Consider the following 17,096-nt stretch of genomic DNA (forward strand, 5'->3'; position numbering starts at 1 on the left):
AAGGCCGCACCTACAGGAGATCGGCTCAATCCTTCCAGAAGGGTTTGCGCCCTTCCTGTCGCGCCTGTTCCCAGGTCAGTCCGATATCGCGCAACTGCCGATCATCCAGTTGCAACAGCGCCTTTCGGGTCCGCCAGCGATGCAGCATCAGGCCCCAACGACTCAGGCCGGCCGGCGCATTGAAGACCTTGGGCCGCTGCCCAGCCTCGAGCTCATCAGGCAACAGTTGCAAGCGCACATCGCTCAAGCCACCCATCACTGCGTTCTCCCATCAGTTGATACCGTGGAGAAAGCATGCACCCTCGTGCCCTCGACAATACAGGCTCAACGGAGGCTTATTATTCCCATACAGAATTGGCAAAAAGTCAGTTGAATGAAGTATTTTCCAACAATCTGTATCGGTCATCGACCCGCAAACGCGTAGGAGTATGCCGTGACGCTCTACCTCAACCTCGCCGAACTGCTCGGCTCGCGTATCGAGCAAGGCCTCTACCGCCCCGGCCAGCGCCTGCCCTCGGTGCGCGCCCTGAGCGTCGAGCACGGCGTGAGCCTGAGCACCGTCCAGCAGGCCTACCGCCTGCTGGAGGACAACGGCCTGGTATCGCCTCGGCCCAAGTCCGGCTATTTCGTCGCCGAGGATCGCCAGCTCCCGGCCCTGCCCGACATCAGTCGCCCCGCCCAGCGGCCTGTGGATATCTCCCAGTGGGAACAGGTGCTGGAACTGGTCCGCGCCACCCCGCGCCCGGATGTGATCCAGCTCGGTCGCGGCATGCCCGACGTCGACAGCCCCACGCTCAAGCCACTGTTGCGCAGCCTGGCGCAGATCAGCCGACGCATGGACATGCCTGGCCTGTATTACGACAACATCCACGGCAACGCCCAGCTGCGCGAGCAGATCGCCAGGCTGATGCTCGACTCCGGCTGCCGCCTGGGCCCGGCCGACCTGGTGGTGACCACTGGCTGCCACGAAGCGCTGTCGTGCAGCATTCGCGCGGTGTGCCAGCCCGGCGACATCGTCGCGGTCGATTCGCCCAGCTTCCACGGCGCCATGCAGACACTGAAGGGCCTGGGCATGAAAGCCCTGGAGATCCCCACCGACCCGATCACCGGCATCAGCCTGGAGGCCCTGGAGCTGGCCCTTGAACAGTGGCCGATCAAGCTCATCCAGATCACCCCAAGCTGCAACAACCCGATGGGCTACATCATGCCCGAGGCACGCAAGAAGGCCCTGCTGACCCTCGCCCAGCGCTACGACGTGGCGATCCTCGAGGACGATGTGTATGGCGATCTGGCGTACACCTACCCACGCCCGCGCACCATCAAGTCGTTCGACGACGATGGCCGCGTGCTGCTCTGCAGTTCGTTCTCCAAGACCCTGGCCCCGGGCCTGCGGGTCGGCTGGGTAGCCCCTGGGCGCTACCTGGAGCGGGTGCTGCACATGAAGTACATCAGCACCGGCAGCACCGCCTGCCAACCGCAGCTGGCGATTGCCGACTTCATCGCCGAAGGCCACTACCAGCCGCACCTGCGGCGCATGCGCAGCCAGTACCAGCGCGGCCGCGACCAGATGTGCGACTGGGTGACCCGCCACTTCCCGCCGGGCACCCGCGCCAGCCGCCCGCAGGGTGGCTTTATGCTGTGGGTTGAATTGCCGGAAAGTTTCGATACGCTGCGCCTGAACCGCGCTTTACTGGAGCAGGGCGTGCAGATTGCCGTGGGCAGCATCTTCTCGGCCTCGGGCAAGTACCGCAACTGCCTGCGCATGAACTTCGCCGCCCGGCCCACGGCGCAGATCGAAGCCGCCGTGCGCAAGGTCGGTGAAACCGCCCTTCGTCTACTGGAGGCCGAGCACGGCGACGGGTAACGTTGCGCCGCCTGCCGTTGTCCAACCCCATAAGCCCTTGCTGCACAGGACGATCCACCCTTGAGACTCCAGCGAGCCTTGCCTCTGCTGTTGATACTGCTGCTCGGCCTGACGGGTTGTGCCAGCGTCGGCACGCCCCGTGAAGTCAGCCAGGCCCTGCCGGCCGGCGACTCGGCGTTCGGCCGCTCAGTGCAGCGCCAGGCCGCGCCCTATGAAGGACGCTCAGGCTTCCGCCTGCTGCCCAACAGCAACGAGGCGTTCCGCGCCCGCGCCGAGCTGATCCGCAACGCCCGGACAAGCATCGACCTGCAGTACTACATCGTCCATGACGGCCTCAGTACCCGCGCCCTGGTCCACGAACTGCTGCGCGCTGCCGACCGCGGCGTACGCGTGCGCATCCTGCTCGACGACACCACCAGCGATGGCCTGGACAGCCTGATGGGCACCCTCGCCGCCCACCCGAACATCCACATCCGTGTGTTCAACCCGCTGCACCTGGGGCGCAGCACCGGCGTCACCCGCGCCGTGGGGCGGCTGTTCAACCTGTCGCGCCAGCACCGGCGCATGCACAACAAGCTGTTCCTGGTGGACAACAGCATGGCTATCGTCGGCGGTCGCAACCTGGGCGACGAGTACTTCGACGCCGAGCCCAATCTCAACTTCACCGACATCGACCTGCTCGGCGTGGGCCCGGTGGCCGAGCAGCTCGGCCACAGTTTCGACCAGTACTGGAACAGCGCCCTGAGCCGCCCCATCAGCGACTTCCTCTGGCGCCAGCCCGATGCCGACGACCTGTTCGCCAGCCGCCAGCGCCTGGAGGTGTCGCTGGCCGAGGCGCGGGTCGAGCGCAAGGCGCTGTACGACCGCCTGATGGCCTACCAGTCGCAGCCGCGCCTGGACGTATGGCGCAACGAGCTGATCTGGGCCCACAGCCAAGCCTTGTGGGATGCCCCAAGCAAGGTGCTGGCGGACGACGAGCCGGATCCACGATTGCTGATGAGCCGACAGTTGGCTCCGGAACTGAACGGTGTGCACAAGGAACTGATCCTGGTCTCGGCCTACTTTGTCCCGGGCGAACCGGGGCTGCTGTACCTGACCAGCCGCGCCGACGCCGGCACCTCGGTGAAACTGCTGACCAACGCCCTTGAAGCCACCGACGTACCTGCCGTGCACGGTGGCTACGCGCCCTACCGCCGCGCCCTGCTCGAGCATGGCGTGCAACTCTACGAGCTGCGCCGCCAGCCCGGCGCCCCTCGGCCACGCCTGGGCTTGCATGGCAGCTCCGATTCGAGCCTGCACAGCAAGGCCATGGTGTTCGACCGGCGCAAGACCTTCATCGGTTCGTTCAACTTCGACCCGCGCTCGGTACTGTGGAACACCGAGGTCGGGGTGCTGGTGGACAGCCCGGAGCTGGCCGAATACACCCGCGACCTGGCCGTGCAGGGCATGGCTCCGGCGCTGAGCTACGAGGTGAAGCTGGTGGACGGGAAACTGGTCTGGGCGACCGAGGACAACGGCCAGCGGCATGTGCTGGTGACCGAGCCCGGAGGGATATGGCGACGCTTCAATGCCTGGATCAGCAAGGCGGTCGGGCTGGAGAAGATGTTGTAGAACGCATCGCGGGGCAAGCCCGCTCCCACGCCGGTCGTGGGAGCGGGCTTGCCCCCGCGACTACCATCGATCAGGCCGACGCCGGCTCGAAGGCATCCCGCCGCCGGGTCAGCAGCACCAACCCCGCCGCCCCCACCGCCATCAGCAACGGCAGCGCATGCCCGCTGATCCACTGGCTCCCCGCCCCGGCCAGCAACGGCCCAAGCAGGCAACCGATGCCCCACAGCTGCGCCACATGGGCATTGGCCCGCACCAGCTCATCATCCCGGTAGCGTTCGCCAATCAGCACCAGCGACAGGGTGAACAAGCCACCCGCACTGGCACCGAACAGCACCCACAGCGGCCAGATCACCGGTGTGTGCAACAGCAAGGGGATCGCCAGGCTGGAAACCAGCAAGGTCAGCGCGCAGCCACTGAACAACGTGCGCCGCGACATGCGGTCGGCCAGGGCGCCAATCGGCAATTGCAGAACCGCGTCACCCACCACCACGGTGCTGACCATGAACAACGCCACCTCCGTGGTGAACCCTTGCTGCAGGCAGTACACCGGCAGCAACGTCAGGATCATCGCCTCGAACGCCGCGAACAGCGCGATGGCCCAGGCGATCACCGGCAATCGTCGGCAGAAGCCGAACAGGTCACTGAAGGTCACGCTGCACGCCTCGGTGGTCGGCGCCCCTCCCCGACCCAGCAAAATCAAAGGCGCAACCAGCAGCAGGCCGGTCGCGGCCCAGAAACCGAAGTCGTCGTCCGAGCCGAGGAAACCCAGCACCAGCGGCCCGGCCAGCTGGCTCAGGGCATAGCTGCTGCCATACAGCGCCACCAGCCGCCCGCGCCACTGCTCGACCACCAGTTGGTTGATCCAGCTTTCGCCGAGGATGAACACCACGGTCAGCGACATGCCGATCATCAGGCGCAGCAGCAGCCACAAGGGGTAGCTGGGCAGCAGCGCCACCAGGGCAATGGATACCGCGCCGCCCCACAAGCACAGGCGCATGGCCGCAGGCACGCCGACCCAACCGGCCAGACGACTGGCTACCGCGGCCCCCACCAGCACGCCCAGCGCCGGCATCGCCGCCATCACGCCGATGGCGAACCCGCCGTAGCCCCAGCCCTCCAGGCGCAAGGACACCAGCGGCATGCTCACGCCGAGGGCAAGCCCGACACTGAGCACCGACGCCAGCACGGCAAAGTAGGTTCCCCAACGCATAGTGGCCTCCGGGTAATAAATCTGGCAAAAAGCATCGCGGGGCAAGCCCGCTCCCACGACTGACGTGGGAGCGGGCTTGCCCCGCGAAAAGGCGCTACCTGATTACAGCTTGATCCAGGTCGCCTTCAGCTCGGTGTACTTCTCCAGGGCGTGCAGCGACTTGTCACGGCCGTTGCCCGACTGCTTGAAGCCACCAAACGGCGCGGTCATGTCGCCGCCGTCGTACTGGTTGACCCAGACGCTGCCGGCGCGCACGGCACGGGCAGTCTTGTGGGCCTTGGAGATGTCCGCGGTCCAGATGCCGGCGGCCAGGCCATACGGCGTGTCGTTGGCGATGGCGATGGCTTCCTCGGCGGTGTCGAAGGTGATCACCGACAGCACCGGGCCGAAGATCTCTTCCTTGGCGATCTTCATGGCGTTGGTCACGCCGTCGAAGATGGTCGGCTCGACATAGGTGCCACCGGTCTCTTCGAGGATGCGCTTGCCACCGGCCAGCAGCTTGGCGCCGTCCTGGTGACCGGCGTCGATGTACGACAGCACGGTGTTCATCTGCTGGGTGTCGACCAGCGCGCCGACGGTGGTCGCCGGATCCAGCGGGTTGCCTGGCTTCCAGGCCTTGAGGGCCTCGACCACCATGGGCAGGAACTTGTCCTTGATCGAGCGCTCGACCAGCAGGCGCGAACCCGCGGTGCAGACCTCGCCCTGGTTGAAGGCGATGGCGCTGGCGGCGGCCTCGGCGGCGGCCTGCAGGTCAGGGGCGTCGGCGAAGACGATGTTCGGGCTCTTGCCGCCGGCTTCCAGCCAGACGCGCTTCATGTTCGACTCGCCCGCGTAGACCATCAACTGCTTGGCGATCTTGGTGGAGCCGGTGAACACCAGGGTATCGACATCCATGTGCAGGGCCAGGGCCTTGCCCACGGTGTGGCCGTAGCCTGGCAGCACGTTCAGCACGCCCGCCGGGATACCGGCCTCGATGGCCAGCTGGGCGATGCGGATGGCGGTCAGCGGCGACTTTTCCGACGGTTTCAGGACGATGGAGTTACCAGTGGCCAGGGCCGGGCCCAGCTTCCAGCAGGCCATCAGCAGCGGGAAGTTCCACGGTACGATGGCACCGACCACGCCTACTGGCTCGCGGGTCACCAGGCCCAACTGATCGTGCGGGGTCGGGGCGACTTCGTCGTAGACTTTGTCGATGGCTTCGGCAGTCCAGTGGATGGCCTGGGCTGCACCCGGAATGTCGATGGAGGAGGAGTCACCGATCGGCTTGCCCATGTCGAGGGTTTCGAGCAGGGCCAGTTCCTCGACGTGCTTGCGCAGCAGGTCGGCGAAGCGGATCAGCTTGGCCTTGCGCTTGGCCGGGGCCAGGCGCGACCAGACGCCGGATTCGAACACGGCGCGGGCGTTGTCGACGGCGCGGTTGGCGTCGGCCAGGTCGCAGCTGGCGACCTTGGCCAGGAAGCGTCCGTCCACCGGGCTCAGGCAGTCGAAGGTTTCACCGGATGCGGCATCGGTGTATTCGCCGTTGATGAAGGCGCGGCCTTCGATCTTCAGTTGCTGGGCACGCTGTTCCCAGTCCGCACGAGTCAGGGTGGTCATAGGAAACTCCTCTCTTGTTAAGGTGCAACGCCGCACTGAGGACTCACGGGCGCTGTCAGAAATTCTGGCCGGGCGACGAACGCACACCGGCATCCGACACCCTAAACCAGGGCGGACAAACTATCAATATATTTGACACGAATGGCCTAAACGCCTACTGATGTGCATTTTATTAAACAACAACAGGGTAATCACCATGAGCATCGCCAGTATCGTCGACTTTGCCCAGGTTCTCACCGAGGCCGAACGCTACCGCCCGGCGGCGGAGAAAATCCTCAAGGGCGAGCCTGACCAGGCTGTCTACAACCACTATTCCAGCCCTTGCGGCCAGTTCGCCGCCGGCGTCTGGGAGGGCGAGGTGGGCCAGTGGACGGTGAGCTATACCGAACACGAGTACTGCGAGATCGTCCAGGGCGTGTCGGTGCTGCGCGACCAGGAAGGCAACGCCAAGACCCTGCGTGCCGGTGATCGGTTCGTCATTCCGGCCGGCTTCAAGGGCACCTGGGAAGTGCTGGAGCCCTGCCGCAAGATCTATGTGCTGTTCGAGCAAAAGTAACCTTGTGGGAGCGGGCTAGCCCCGCGACTGCTGATTCGCAGGCATAAAAAAACCCGCCACCTTGCGGTAGCGGGTTTTTTCAGGTCGCCGATCAATTACTTGATCTTGGCTTCCTTGTACACCACGTGCTTGCGGACGACCGGATCGTATTTCTTGATCTCGATCTTGTCCGGAGTGGTGCGCTTGTTCTTGTCGGTGGTGTAGAAGTGGCCGGTGCCGGCACTCGAAACCAGACGGATCAATTCACGCATGACGTTCTCCTTAGAACTTTTCGCCGCGAGCGCGCAGCTCGGCCAGCACTACGTCGATACCACGCTTGTCAATGACGCGCATGCCTTTGGCGGATACGCGCAGACGCACGAAACGCTTCTCGGACTCAACCCAGAAACGGTGGTGCTGCAGGTTCGGCAGGAAACGACGACGGGTTTTGTTGTTTGCGTGGGAAATGTTGTTCCCGGTTACTGGACCCTTACCAGTAACTTGACAGACTCTCGACATGACTCAGCCCTCTAAAACCACATGCCCAACCCGGCATGGGTTGGCCGCTTAATCTCTCAGTCTTTGGCGCCAGGCGCCGTGATTCTGGAGGTCTTATCGACCGTATCCGCTGACGCGACAGGCCGAGCCCCTAGAAAAGAGCGCTGCTTTATACCAGAAAGACTCTGCCACAACAACAGAAGATGAGTATTCCGGTCGGGCCGAGCGCGCCCGGGCAGCATAACGACTGGGGCGGGAAGCTGTCGACCGCCCGTCGCCGAATTAATGCGAAAGGGTGTGGTCATTTGCCCATGTCCGCACTAGGGTAGGACATTTCCTGAATTTTCCAGACTGCACCGGCAGATGGGCCACCGACCAGCCAAGGAGTCACCATGCGTGCCGCCGCCCTATCCCTCCTGTTCACCACCCTGTGCGCCGGCGGCCTGGCCCAGGCCGCACCGCTGTCGGTGTGCACCGAAGCCAGCCCGGAGGGCTTCGACGTGGTGCAGTACAACTCGCTGACCACCACCAATGCGTCGGCCGATGTGCTGATGAACCGCCTGGTCGAGTTCGACGCCGGCCTCGGCAAGGTGGTGCCGAGCCTGGCCGAAAGCTGGACGGTGTCGGCCGATGGCCTGATCTACGACTTCAAGCTGCGCCAGGGCGTGCAGTTCCACACCACGGCGTACTTCAAGCCGAGCCGCGAGCTGGACGCCGACGACGTGCTGTTCAGCTTCCAGCGCATGCTCTACCCGGCCCACGCCTGGCACAAGACCGCCCCGGGCGGCTACCCGCACGCCCAGTCGCTGCAGCTGGGCAGCCTGATCAAGGCGATCGACGCACCCGACCCGCACACCGTGCGCTTCACCCTGACCCACGCCGACGCCACCTTCCTGGCCACCCTGAGCATGGGCTTCGCCTCGATCTACTCCGCCGAGTACGCCGACAAGCTGCTCAAGGCCGGCACCCCGGACAAGCTCAACAGCCAGCCGGTGGGGACCGGGCCGTTCGTCTTCCAGCGCTTCCAGAAAGACGCCGTGGTGCGCTTGCGCGCCAACCCCGAGTACTTCGCCGGCAAGCCGTCCGTCGACCCGCTGATCTACGCCATCACCCCGGACGCCAACGTGCGCCTGCAGAAGCTCAAGCGCGGCGAGTGCCAGGTGGCCCTGTCGCCCAAGCCACTGGACATCGCCGAGGCCGGCAAGGACGGCAACCTGAAAGTGGTGACCACACCGGCGTTCATGACCGCCTTCGTCGCCATCAACAGCCAGCACCCGCCACTGGACAAACCCGAGGTACGCCAGGCGATCAACCTGGCCTTCGACAAGGCCGCCTACCTGAAGGCGGTGTTCGAAGACACCGCCACCGCCGCCAACGGCCCCTATCCGCCGAACACCTGGAGCTACGCCAAGGACCTGCCCGGCTATGCCCTGGACCAGAAGAAGGCAAAGGCGCTGCTGGCCAAGGCCGGCCTGGCCAAGGGCTTCGAAACCACGATCTGGACCCGACCGGCGGGCAGCCTGCTCAACCCCAACCCCAGCCTCGGCGCGCAGATGCTCCAGGCGGACCTGGCCAAGGTCGGCATCAAGGCCGAGATCCGCACCATCGAATGGGGCGAGCTGATCCGCCGCGCCAAGGCCGGCGAGCACGACCTGCTGTTCATGGGCTGGGCCGGCGACAACGGCGATCCGGACAACTTCCTCAGCCCGCAATTTGCCTGCGCGGCGGTCAAGTCCGGGACCAACTTCGCGCGCTTCTGCGACAGCCGCCTGGACCAGTTGATCAATGCCGGGCGCACCACCAACGACCAGAGCGTGCGCAGCCGCCTGTACCAGCAGGCGCAGACGCTGATCCAGCAGCAGGCGCTGTGGCTGCCACTGGCGCATCCGACGGCGGCGGCGCTGCTGCACAAAGGGGTCGAGGGTTATCAGGTGAGTCCGTTCGGGCGGCAGGATTTCAGCAAGATCGCCGTCAGCCGTTGACGTATGCGCAACCTGAACCGACCCCTTCGCGGGTAAACCCGCTCCCACAGGTAACGCGCAAATCCTGTGGGAGCGGGTTTACCCGCGAAAGGGCCGGTGCAGCTTGCCCACGACTAACCTGCCAACCACCCATGCTCGAGCATCGACAACGGCTCGCCATCGCCGACGATGACATGGTCCATCACCCGCACATCGATTAGCGCCAGCGAGCGCTTGAGCATCAACGTCAGATGCACGTCATCCTGGCTCGGCTCGCAATTGCCCGACGGATGGTTATGACAGAGGATCAGCGCCGCCGCGTTGTGCAGCAAGGACCGGCGCACGACCTCGCGGGGATAGATGCTCGCGCGGTCGATGGTGCCGCGGAACAGAATCTCGAACGCCAACGGTCGGTGCTTGGTGTCCAGAAATAGGCAGCCAAACACCTCGCTGGACTCGTGCCGCAGCATTGACTTGAGATAGCGCCGCACCGAGGCCGGACTCTCCAGGACCGACGCACGCTCGATGTGTTCGTCCAGATAGCGCCTGCCGATCTCCAACAACGCCTGCAACTGCGCATACCGCACCGGCCCCAGGCCTGGCTCGCGCAGCACCTTGGCGCGGTCCGCCTCGAGGAACTGCCGAAGCCCGCCGAACTTCGCCAACAGGCCACGGGCGAGATCGAGCACATTGCGCCCGGCAACCCCCGAGCCCAGCAGCACGGCCAGCAACTCCGCGTCCGAAAGGACCGACGCGCCCCGTTGCAACAGCTTTTCTCTCGGCCGCTCCTCAGCCGGCCACTCCCTGATGTTCATTTCCCCTCCTCGCCTGCCACTACGGCCCTTTTGGGCGCTGTGTTAATCTAGTTCGCTTCGAAAATGCGACGATCTGCCGCAGGCAGCTATCGTCGCCGCCCGCTTTCACTGGAATAAGGCAAGGCCTATGCAGCGGTTGTATCGCAAGCGCATCGTTCTCGGCGTGGGTGGCGGCATCGCCGCCTACAAGAGCGCCGAGCTGATTCGCCGACTCCTGGAACACGGCGCGCAGGTGCGCGTGGTCATGACCCGTGGTGGCGCCGAGTTCATCACCCCGCTCACGCTGCAGGCGCTGTCCGGCCACCCGGTGCACATGGACCTGCTCGACCCCGCCGCCGAAGCAGCCATGGGCCATATCGAGCTGGCCAAATGGGCCGACCTGGTGCTGATCGCCCCGGCCACCGCCGACCTGATGGCGCGCATGGCCCAGGGCATGGCCGACGACCTGCTGACCACCCTGGTGCTGGCCACCGACGCCACCGTGGCCGTCGCCCCGGCGATGAACCAGGCCATGTGGCGCGACCCGGCCACCCAGGCCAACCTCGAGCTGCTCAAAAGTCGCGGCATCCAGGTGTTCGGCCCGGCCTCCGGCAGCCAGGCCTGTGGCGACGTCGGCCTGGGCCGCATGCTCGAGGCCACGGACCTGGCCTGGTGCGCCGCCGAGAGCTTCAAGCGCCAGGCCCTGACCGGCAAGCACGTACTGATTACCGCCGGGCCGACCCAAGAAAACATCGACCCGGTGCGCTACATCACCAACCATAGTTCAGGGAAGATGGGCTTCGCCCTGGCCGAGGCCGCCGCCGAAGCCGGGGCCCGGGTGACCCTCGTCACCGGCCCCGTGCACCTGCAGACGCCCGACCGGGTCAGCCGCATCGACGTGGTCAGCGCGCGGGACATGCTCGCGGCCTGCGAGGCGGCCATGCCCTGCGACCTGTTCATCGCCTCGGCCGCGGTCGCGGACTACCGCCCGGAAGTCGTCGCCCCACAGAAGCTCAAGAAGGATCCCACCACAGGCGACGGCATGCTGCTGCAGATGGTGCGCAATCCCGATATCCTTGCGACCATTGCCGGTCGGCCTGATCGCCCGTTCAGCGTGGGCTTCGCCGCCGAAACCGAGCACCTGCTCGACTACGCCACGCGCAAGCTCAAGGACAAGAACCTCGACCTGATCGTCGCCAATGATGTGGCCAACCCCAGCATCGGCTTCAACAGCGAGGAAAATGCACTGACCGTGATCGACCGCCAGCAGCACCAGACCCTCTTCGCGCAGACCAGCAAGGGCAAGATCGCCCGCCAGCTGGTTGCCTTCATCGCCGAACGGCTCAACCAGGTTCAATAAGTTACATGCACGCTCTTCAAGCCAAGATCCTCGACCCACGCCTGGGCACCGAATTCCCCCTGCCGCAGTACGCCACCCCCGGCTCCGCCGGCCTGGACCTGCGCGCCCTGCTCAAGGAGGACACCGTCCTCGAGCCGGGCCAGACCCTGCTGATCCCCACCGGCCTGTCGGTGTACATCGGCGACCCGGGCCTGGCGGCCATGATCCTGCCGCGCTCGGGCCTGGGCCATAAGCACGGCATCGTGCTGGGCAACCTGGTCGGCCTGATCGACTCGGACTACCAGGGCGAGCTGATGGTCTCCTGCTGGAACCGCGGCAACACGCCGTTCACCATCACCGTCGGCGAGCGCATCGCCCAGCTGATCCTGGTGCCGGTGGTGCAGGCGCACTTCGACATCGTCGAGCAGTTCGACGAGACCCAGCGCGGTGCCGGCGGCTTCGGTCACTCCGGCACCCGCTGAGCCGACAGCAGACCGCTCGGGCCATGGATGGCGAACTCTCTGGCGAAACCGCCGTCCAAGCGTTCAGTTTGCGCTTGCCCAGAAGCCTTTGACTTATGGAGTCCCCAGAGATGAACGACATGGCCCAGCTGGTCCCCGCACTGCCCGACAGCATCTTCCGCGCCTATGACATCCGCGGCGTGGTCGGCAAGACCCTGCATGCCGAGACCGCCTACTGGATCGGTCGCGCCATCGGCGCCCAGACCCTCGCCCAGGGCGAGCCACAGATTTCGGTCGGCCGTGATGGCCGCCTGTCCGGCCCGATGCTGGTCGAGCAACTGATCAAGGGCCTGGCTGACGCCGGTTGCCAAGTCAGCGATGTCGGCCTGGTGCCGACCCCGGCGCTGTACTTCGCCGCCAACGTGCTCGCCGGCAAGTCCGGGGTGATGCTCACCGGCAGCCACAACCCGTCTGACTACAACGGCTTCAAGATCGTCATCGCTGGCGACACCTTGGCCAACGAGCAGATCCAGGCGCTGCTGACCCGCCTGAAAACCAACGACCTGACCCGTGCCGAAGGCAGCGTGCAGAAGGTCGAGATCCTCGAGCGCTACTTCCAGCAGATCGTCGCCGACGTGAAGCTGGCCAAGCCGCTCAAGGTGGTGGTGGACTGCGGCAACGGCGCGGCCGGCGTCATCGCCCCGCAACTGATCGAAGCCCTGGGCTGCGAAGTGATTCCGCTGTTCTGCGAGGTGGATGGCAACTTCCCCAACCACCACCCGGACCCGGGCAAGCCGGAAAACCTCGAAGACCTGATTGCCAAGGTCAAGGAAACCGGTGCCGACATCGGCCTGGCCTTCGATGGCGACGGTGACCGTGTGGGCGTGGTGACCAACACGGGCAGCATCGTCTACCCGGACCGCCTGCTGATGCTGTTCGCCCAGGACGTGCTGTCGCGCAACCCAGGCGCCGAGATCATCTTCGACGTCAAGTGCACCCGCCGCCTGACCCCGCTGATCGAACAGCACGGTGGCCGCGCACTGATGTGGAAGACCGGCCATTCGCTGATCAAGAAGAAGATGAAGCAGACCGGCTCGCTGCTGGCCGGCGAGATGAGTGGTCACATCTTCATCAAGGAGCGCTGGTACGGTTTCGACGACGGCATCTACAGCGCTGCGCGCCTGCTGGAGATCCTCAGCAAGGCGGGCCAGGACGCCGAAAGCCTGTTCGCGGCGTTCCCGGACGATATTTCCACGCCGGAAATCAATATTGATGTGACCGACGAGGGTAAATTCAGCATCATTGATGCACTGCAACGCGACGCCGACTGGGGCGAAGCCAACCTGACCACCATCGACGGTGTGCGGGTCGACTACCCCCACGGCTGGGGCCTGGTCCGCGCCTCCAACACCACGCCGGTGCTGGTGCTGCGCTTCGAGGCCGACAGCGCGGCAGAGCTCGACCGAATCAAGGCTGTATTCCGCACGCAGTTGCTGCGGGTCCAACCCGGCCTGCAACTGCCGTTCTGACGACTTTACGTTCCTTACCTGGAGCCCTGCATGACCCTCGATCGCGATGCCGCTTCCCATGTAGCCGAGGTTTTGTCCGAAGCACTGCCTTACATCCGCCGCTTCGTCGGCAAGACCCTGGTGATCAAGTACGGCGGCAACGCGATGGAGAGCGAGGAGCTCAAGACCGGCTTCGCCCGTGACATCGTGCTGATGAAGGCCGTGGGCATCAACCCGGTGGTGGTGCACGGTGGCGGGCCGCAGATCGGCGACCTGCTCAAACGCCTGTCGATCGACAGCCACTTCATCGACGGCATGCGCGTCACTGACGCTGCGACCATGGATGTGGTGGAGATGGTCCTGGGCGGCCAGGTGAACAAGGACATCGTCAACCTGATCAACCGCCACGGTGGCAGCGCCATCGGCCTGACCGGCAAGGACGCGGAGCTGATCCGCGCCAAGAAGCTGACCGTCACCCGCCAGACCCCGGAGATGACCACCCCGGAAATCATCGACATCGGCCATGTCGGCGAGGTCGTGAGCGTCAACACCGACCTGCTGAACATGCTGGTCAAGGGCGACTTCATTCCGGTGATCGCACCGATCGGCGTGGGCGCCAACGGCGAGTCCTACAACATCAACGCCGACCTGGTGGCCGGCAAGGTGGCCGAGGCGCTGAAGGCCGAGAAGCTGATGCTGCTGACCAACATCGCCGGCCTGATGGACAAGCAGGGCGAGGTCCTCACCGGACTGACCACCGAGCAGGTCAACGAACTGATCGCCGACGGTACCATCTACGGCGGCATGCTGCCGAAGATCAAATGCGCGCTGGACGCAGTCCAGGGCGGCGTCAACAGCTCGCACATCATCGACGGTCGCGTGCCGAATGCCGTGCTGCTGGAGATCTTCACCGACAGCGGCGTGGGTACCCTGATCACCAACCGCAAGCAGCGCTGATGCACAAGCGCGCCTCGATCAGAGGCGCGCTTGCTTTCTGCCGGGAAATTTCCCACACCAAAGCGGGACCGGTACTACAACCGCCGCCCAAGAATCGCTACTAGCATGGAATCTCCCTACAAGGAGATTCATCCATGACGCAAAAAAACCTGGTCAAATATGGCAGCGACGTTTCCGCTGGCACCTATGCCTGCGCGGATTGCGGCCACAAGTATTCCAACCAGAGCAAGACCTCACTGCCACCCTGCCCCCACTTCAAGCCCATGACCCATCCGCTGCGCGGCTGGAAGATCCTCAGCGGGCAGGGCGACGCGGTGCGCGACCCTTACCCTAACGGCCGCTGACACGCGGACATGAAAAAGGCGACCATCAGGTCGCCTTTTTCGTGCTGCCAACGTCTCAGATGCCGTACTGCGCGCGGTACGCCTCGACCGCCGGCAGGTGCTGCTTGAGCTGAGGATCGTCAGCCAGGAATTCCAGCACCTGGGTCAGCGAGACGATGCTGACCACGGGAATGCCGAAGTCGCGTTCGACTTCCTGGATCGCCGACAGCTCGCCATTGCCGCGCTCTTCGCGGTTCAGCGCGATCAGCACGCCAGCGGCCTTGGCCTGCTGGGCGTTGATGATCTGCATGACCTCGCGGATCGCGGTGCCGGCGGTGATCACATCGTCGATGATCAGCACGTCACCGGCCAGCGGGGCGCCGACCAGGCTGCCGCCCTCGCCGTGATCCTTGGCCTCTTTGCGGTTGAAGCACCACGGCATGTCGAGCTGGTGCTGTTCGGCCAGGGCCACGGCGGTGGCCGCCGCCAGGGGAATGCCCTTGTAGGCCGGGCCGAACAGCACGTCGAAGGGGATCTTGCTGTCGACGATGGCCGCCGCGTAGCAACGCCCCAGCTGGGCCAGCGCGGAACCTGTGTTGAACAGGCCGGCATTGAAGAAGTACGGGCTGGTACGCCCCGATTTCAGGGTGAACTCACCGAAGCGCAGAACGCCGCGATCGATGGCAAAACGGATGAAGTCGCGCTGATACGGCTGCATGAAAGGTCCCGGACACCACGGATTTAGCTAAATGTGTTGAGCTCGGGTATCATACACGCACGAGATTTTTGGGGCCATTTATGCGGATCATCAGTGTGAACGTAAATGGCATTCAGGCTGCGGCCGAGCGTGGATTGCTCAGCTGGCTGCAAGCCCAGAATGCCGACGTCATCTGCCTTCAGGATACCCGCGCCTCGGCCTTTGAACTCGACGACCCAGCTTTCCAGCTCGATGGCTATTTCCTTTACGCCTGCGACGCGGAGGTGCCCACCCAAGGTGGCGTGGCACTGTACTCGCGCATGCAGCCCAAGGCAGTCATCACCGGCCTGGGCTTCGAGACAGCCGACCGCTACGGGCGTTATCTGCAAGCAGATTTCGACAAAGTCAGTATTGCCAGCCTGCTGCTGCCTTCGGGCATGCACGGCGACGAAGACTTGAACCAGAAGTTCAAGTTGATGGACGACTTCGCCAAGTACCTGGACAAGCAGCGTCGCAAGCGTCGCGAATACATCTACTGCGGCTCGTTCTACGTGGCGCAGCAGAAGCTCGACATCAAGAACTGGCGCGACAGCCAGCAGTCGGTCGGCTTCCTGCCGCCGGAACGCGCCTGGATGGACGCCATCGTCGGCGACATGGGTTATGTCGACGCCCTGCGCGAAGTCAGCCGCGAAGGCGACCAGTACAGCTGGTGGCCGGACAACGAGCAGGCCGAGATGCTCAACCTGGGTTACCGGTTCGACTACCAGATCCTCACCCCAGGCCTGCGCCGCTTCGTGCGCAACGCCCGTCTGCCACGCCAGCCGCGCTTCTCCCAGCATGCGCCGCTGATCGTGGACTACGACTGGACGCTGACCATCTGAGTGCTGCCCAGACACGAAAAAGCCGACATTGATGTCGGCTTTTTCGTGTCTACAGGAACTGTCAGTCAGCCAATGCGGCCTGCTGCAGTTCGAAGATCTCGGTCATGCCCTTCTGCGCCAGCGCCAGCATGGCGTTGAAGTCCTCTGGCTGGAACGGCGCGCCCTCGGCGGTGCCCTGCACTTCGATGAAGCCACCGGCGCTGGTCATGACCACGTTCAGGTCGGTCTCGGCGGCGGAGTCCTCGAGGTAGTCGAGGTCGAGCACGGCCTCGCCCTGGTACATGCCCACCGACACCGCGGCGATCATGTGCTTGAGCGGGTTGCCGCCCTTGAGGCCGCCACGCTTCTTGATCACCGCCAGGGCGTCGCACAGGGCGACCATGGCGCCGGTGATCGAGGCGGTGCGGGTGCCGCCGTCGGCCTGGATCACATCGCAGTCGACGTACAGGGTGATGTCGCCGAGCTTGCTCATGTCCAGCGCGGCGCGCAGGGAGCGGCCGATCAGGCGCTGGATTTCGAGGGTGCGGCCACCTTGCTTGCCGCGGCTGGCCTCGCGCTGGTTACGCTCGCCGGTCGAACGCGGCAGCATGCCGTATTCGGCGGTGAGCCAGCCTTGGCCCTGACCTTTGAGGAAGCGGGGAACACCATTCTCGACGCTGACCGTGCAGATGACCTTGGTGTCACCGAACTCGACCAGTACCGATCCCTCGGCGTGCTTGGTGTAGTTGCGGGTAATGCGGATCGAGCGGAGCTGATCGGCGGCGCGACCACTTGGACGTTTCATCTGGGATACCTGTACCGGGACTTTGAATCTGCCGAGCATTATAGAGCCCGCCGCCCGCCGAAGGCACGCCTGTCGTC

At 64.7% G+C, this 17,096-nt stretch carries 17 protein-coding genes and 1 pseudogene; 10 read left to right on the forward strand and 8 right to left on the reverse strand.

Features of this window, described 5'->3' with window-relative positions:
- Nucleotides 1-25: 25 nt before the first annotated feature.
- Nucleotides 26-256, reverse strand: a complete 231-nt coding sequence (locus tag K2O50_RS25965) for a DUF1127 domain-containing protein (RefSeq protein WP_050707516.1) — start codon at nt 254-256, stop codon at nt 26-28.
- Between the two features lie 177 nt (nt 257-433).
- Between K2O50_RS25965 and K2O50_RS25970 the strand changes: the two genes are divergently transcribed.
- Nucleotides 434-1,864: a PLP-dependent aminotransferase family protein gene (locus K2O50_RS25970; RefSeq protein WP_050707517.1), complete on the forward strand. Its 1,431-nt coding sequence runs from the start codon at nt 434-436 to the stop codon at nt 1,862-1,864.
- Nucleotides 1,865-1,924: 60 nt separating this feature from the next.
- The gene (locus tag K2O50_RS25975; RefSeq protein WP_050707518.1) at nt 1,925-3,475 is read left to right on the forward strand and encodes a phospholipase D family protein; all 1,551 of its coding nucleotides are present in this window, start codon (nt 1,925-1,927) and stop codon (nt 3,473-3,475) included.
- Nucleotides 3,476-3,545: 70 nt separating this feature from the next.
- Here the strand turns inward: K2O50_RS25975 and K2O50_RS25980 are convergent, their stop codons facing one another.
- Nucleotides 3,546-4,685 carry an MFS transporter gene (locus K2O50_RS25980; protein WP_186712304.1) on the reverse strand — a complete coding sequence of 380 codons (1,140 nt, stop codon included), beginning with the start codon at nt 4,683-4,685 and terminating at the stop codon, nt 3,546-3,548.
- A 102-nt stretch (nt 4,686-4,787) separates the two neighbouring features.
- Nucleotides 4,788-6,281 carry an aldehyde dehydrogenase gene (locus tag K2O50_RS25985; RefSeq protein WP_050707520.1) on the reverse strand — a complete coding sequence of 498 codons (1,494 nt, stop codon included), beginning with the start codon at nt 6,279-6,281 and terminating at the stop codon, nt 4,788-4,790.
- 196 nt (nt 6,282-6,477) lie between these two features.
- Here K2O50_RS25985 and K2O50_RS25990 point away from each other — a divergent pair, with 196 nt between their 5' ends.
- Nucleotides 6,478-6,837: a cupin domain-containing protein gene (locus K2O50_RS25990; RefSeq protein ID WP_050707521.1), complete on the forward strand. Its 360-nt coding sequence runs from the start codon at nt 6,478-6,480 to the stop codon at nt 6,835-6,837.
- A 95-nt stretch (nt 6,838-6,932) separates the two neighbouring features.
- Here K2O50_RS25990 and rpmG read toward each other — a convergent pair whose 3' ends face one another.
- Both rpmG and rpmB read right to left on the reverse strand, forming a co-directional pair.
- Nucleotides 6,933-7,088 (reverse strand): 50S ribosomal protein L33, encoded by a 156-nt coding sequence (gene rpmG / locus K2O50_RS25995; RefSeq protein ID WP_003253507.1) that lies wholly within the window; start codon nt 7,086-7,088, stop codon nt 6,933-6,935.
- 10 nt (nt 7,089-7,098) lie between these two features.
- Complete coding sequence (gene rpmB / locus K2O50_RS26000) at nt 7,099-7,335, reverse strand: 50S ribosomal protein L28 (protein ID WP_003258972.1); 237 nt, start codon at nt 7,333-7,335, stop codon at nt 7,099-7,101.
- A gap of 371 nt (nt 7,336-7,706) precedes the next feature.
- On the opposite strand from rpmB, the gene K2O50_RS26005 reads away from it, so the two are divergent.
- Nucleotides 7,707-9,296, forward strand: coding sequence for an ABC transporter substrate-binding protein (locus tag K2O50_RS26005; protein ID WP_050707522.1), 1,590 nt, complete (start codon nt 7,707-7,709; stop codon nt 9,294-9,296).
- A 113-nt stretch (nt 9,297-9,409) separates the two neighbouring features.
- Here the strand turns inward: K2O50_RS26005 and radC are convergent, their stop codons facing one another.
- Entirely contained in the window at nt 9,410-10,090 is a 681-nt protein-coding gene (gene radC, locus K2O50_RS26010; protein ID WP_050707523.1) for a RadC family protein, read from the reverse strand.
- Nucleotides 10,091-10,217: 127 nt separating this feature from the next.
- Between radC and coaBC the strand changes: the two genes are divergently transcribed.
- The 5 genes and pseudogenes from coaBC to K2O50_RS26035 all read left to right on the forward strand — a co-directional run bounded on the left by coaBC (nt 10,218) and on the right by K2O50_RS26035 (nt 14,678).
- A complete protein-coding gene (gene coaBC / locus K2O50_RS26015; RefSeq protein ID WP_050707524.1) occupies nt 10,218-11,429 on the forward strand; it encodes a bifunctional phosphopantothenoylcysteine decarboxylase/phosphopantothenate--cysteine ligase CoaBC in 1,212 nt (403 codons plus the stop codon).
- 5 nt (nt 11,430-11,434) lie between these two features.
- Nucleotides 11,435-11,890, forward strand: a complete 456-nt coding sequence (gene dut / locus K2O50_RS26020) for a dUTP diphosphatase (RefSeq protein WP_050707525.1) — start codon at nt 11,435-11,437, stop codon at nt 11,888-11,890.
- A gap of 134 nt (nt 11,891-12,024) precedes the next feature.
- Nucleotides 12,025-13,398: pseudogene (locus tag K2O50_RS26025) on the forward strand (phosphomannomutase/phosphoglucomutase); the annotation flags it as partial.
- Between the two features lie 30 nt (nt 13,399-13,428).
- Nucleotides 13,429-14,334: an acetylglutamate kinase gene (gene argB / locus K2O50_RS26030; RefSeq protein WP_050707527.1), complete on the forward strand. Its 906-nt coding sequence runs from the start codon at nt 13,429-13,431 to the stop codon at nt 14,332-14,334.
- 134 nt (nt 14,335-14,468) lie between these two features.
- Nucleotides 14,469-14,678 carry a hypothetical protein gene (locus K2O50_RS26035; RefSeq protein WP_050707528.1) on the forward strand — a complete coding sequence of 70 codons (210 nt, stop codon included), beginning with the start codon at nt 14,469-14,471 and terminating at the stop codon, nt 14,676-14,678.
- A gap of 55 nt (nt 14,679-14,733) precedes the next feature.
- Here the strand turns inward: K2O50_RS26035 and pyrE are convergent, their stop codons facing one another.
- Nucleotides 14,734-15,375 (reverse strand): orotate phosphoribosyltransferase, encoded by a 642-nt coding sequence (pyrE, locus tag K2O50_RS26040; RefSeq protein WP_050707529.1) that lies wholly within the window; start codon nt 15,373-15,375, stop codon nt 14,734-14,736.
- 80 nt (nt 15,376-15,455) lie between these two features.
- On the opposite strand from pyrE, the gene K2O50_RS26045 reads away from it, so the two are divergent.
- Nucleotides 15,456-16,235: an exodeoxyribonuclease III gene (locus K2O50_RS26045; RefSeq protein WP_028689942.1), complete on the forward strand. Its 780-nt coding sequence runs from the start codon at nt 15,456-15,458 to the stop codon at nt 16,233-16,235.
- Between the two features lie 61 nt (nt 16,236-16,296).
- Here K2O50_RS26045 and rph read toward each other — a convergent pair whose 3' ends face one another.
- Nucleotides 16,297-17,019 (reverse strand): ribonuclease PH, encoded by a 723-nt coding sequence (gene rph / locus K2O50_RS26050; RefSeq protein WP_009681991.1) that lies wholly within the window; start codon nt 17,017-17,019, stop codon nt 16,297-16,299.
- Nucleotides 17,020-17,096: the final 77 nt, after the last annotated feature.

The organism is Pseudomonas sp. 2hn (assembly GCF_019646095.1).
GTDB classification, from domain to species: Bacteria; Pseudomonadota; Gammaproteobacteria; order Pseudomonadales; family Pseudomonadaceae; genus Aquipseudomonas; species Aquipseudomonas peradeniyensis.

Excerpts from the sequence above, each read along its gene's own strand:
- K2O50_RS25965 (WP_050707516.1), bottom strand. The coding sequence starts at position 256 with ATGGGTGGCTTGAGCGATGTGCGCTTGCAACTGTTGCCTGATGAGCTC.
- K2O50_RS25980 (WP_186712304.1), bottom strand. The coding sequence starts at position 4,685 with ATGCGTTGGGGAACCTACTTTGCCGTGCTGGCGTCGGTGCTCAGTGTC.
- K2O50_RS25985 (WP_050707520.1), bottom strand. The coding sequence starts at position 6,281 with ATGACCACCCTGACTCGTGCGGACTGGGAACAGCGTGCCCAGCAACTG.
- K2O50_RS25990 (WP_050707521.1), top strand. The coding sequence starts at position 6,478 with ATGAGCATCGCCAGTATCGTCGACTTTGCCCAGGTTCTCACCGAGGCC.
- rpmG (WP_003253507.1), bottom strand. The coding sequence starts at position 7,088 with ATGCGTGAATTGATCCGTCTGGTTTCGAGTGCCGGCACCGGCCACTTC.
- rpmB (WP_003258972.1), bottom strand. The coding sequence starts at position 7,335 with ATGTCGAGAGTCTGTCAAGTTACTGGTAAGGGTCCAGTAACCGGGAAC.
- K2O50_RS26005 (WP_050707522.1), top strand. The coding sequence starts at position 7,707 with ATGCGTGCCGCCGCCCTATCCCTCCTGTTCACCACCCTGTGCGCCGGC.
- radC (WP_050707523.1), bottom strand. The coding sequence starts at position 10,090 with ATGAACATCAGGGAGTGGCCGGCTGAGGAGCGGCCGAGAGAAAAGCTG.
- coaBC (WP_050707524.1), top strand. The coding sequence starts at position 10,218 with ATGCAGCGGTTGTATCGCAAGCGCATCGTTCTCGGCGTGGGTGGCGGC.
- dut (WP_050707525.1), top strand. The coding sequence starts at position 11,435 with ATGCACGCTCTTCAAGCCAAGATCCTCGACCCACGCCTGGGCACCGAA.
- argB (WP_050707527.1), top strand. The coding sequence starts at position 13,429 with ATGACCCTCGATCGCGATGCCGCTTCCCATGTAGCCGAGGTTTTGTCC.
- K2O50_RS26035 (WP_050707528.1), top strand. The coding sequence starts at position 14,469 with ATGACGCAAAAAAACCTGGTCAAATATGGCAGCGACGTTTCCGCTGGC.
- pyrE (WP_050707529.1), bottom strand. The coding sequence starts at position 15,375 with ATGCAGCCGTATCAGCGCGACTTCATCCGTTTTGCCATCGATCGCGGC.
- K2O50_RS26045 (WP_028689942.1), top strand. The coding sequence starts at position 15,456 with ATGCGGATCATCAGTGTGAACGTAAATGGCATTCAGGCTGCGGCCGAG.
- rph (WP_009681991.1), bottom strand. The coding sequence starts at position 17,019 with ATGAAACGTCCAAGTGGTCGCGCCGCCGATCAGCTCCGCTCGATCCGC.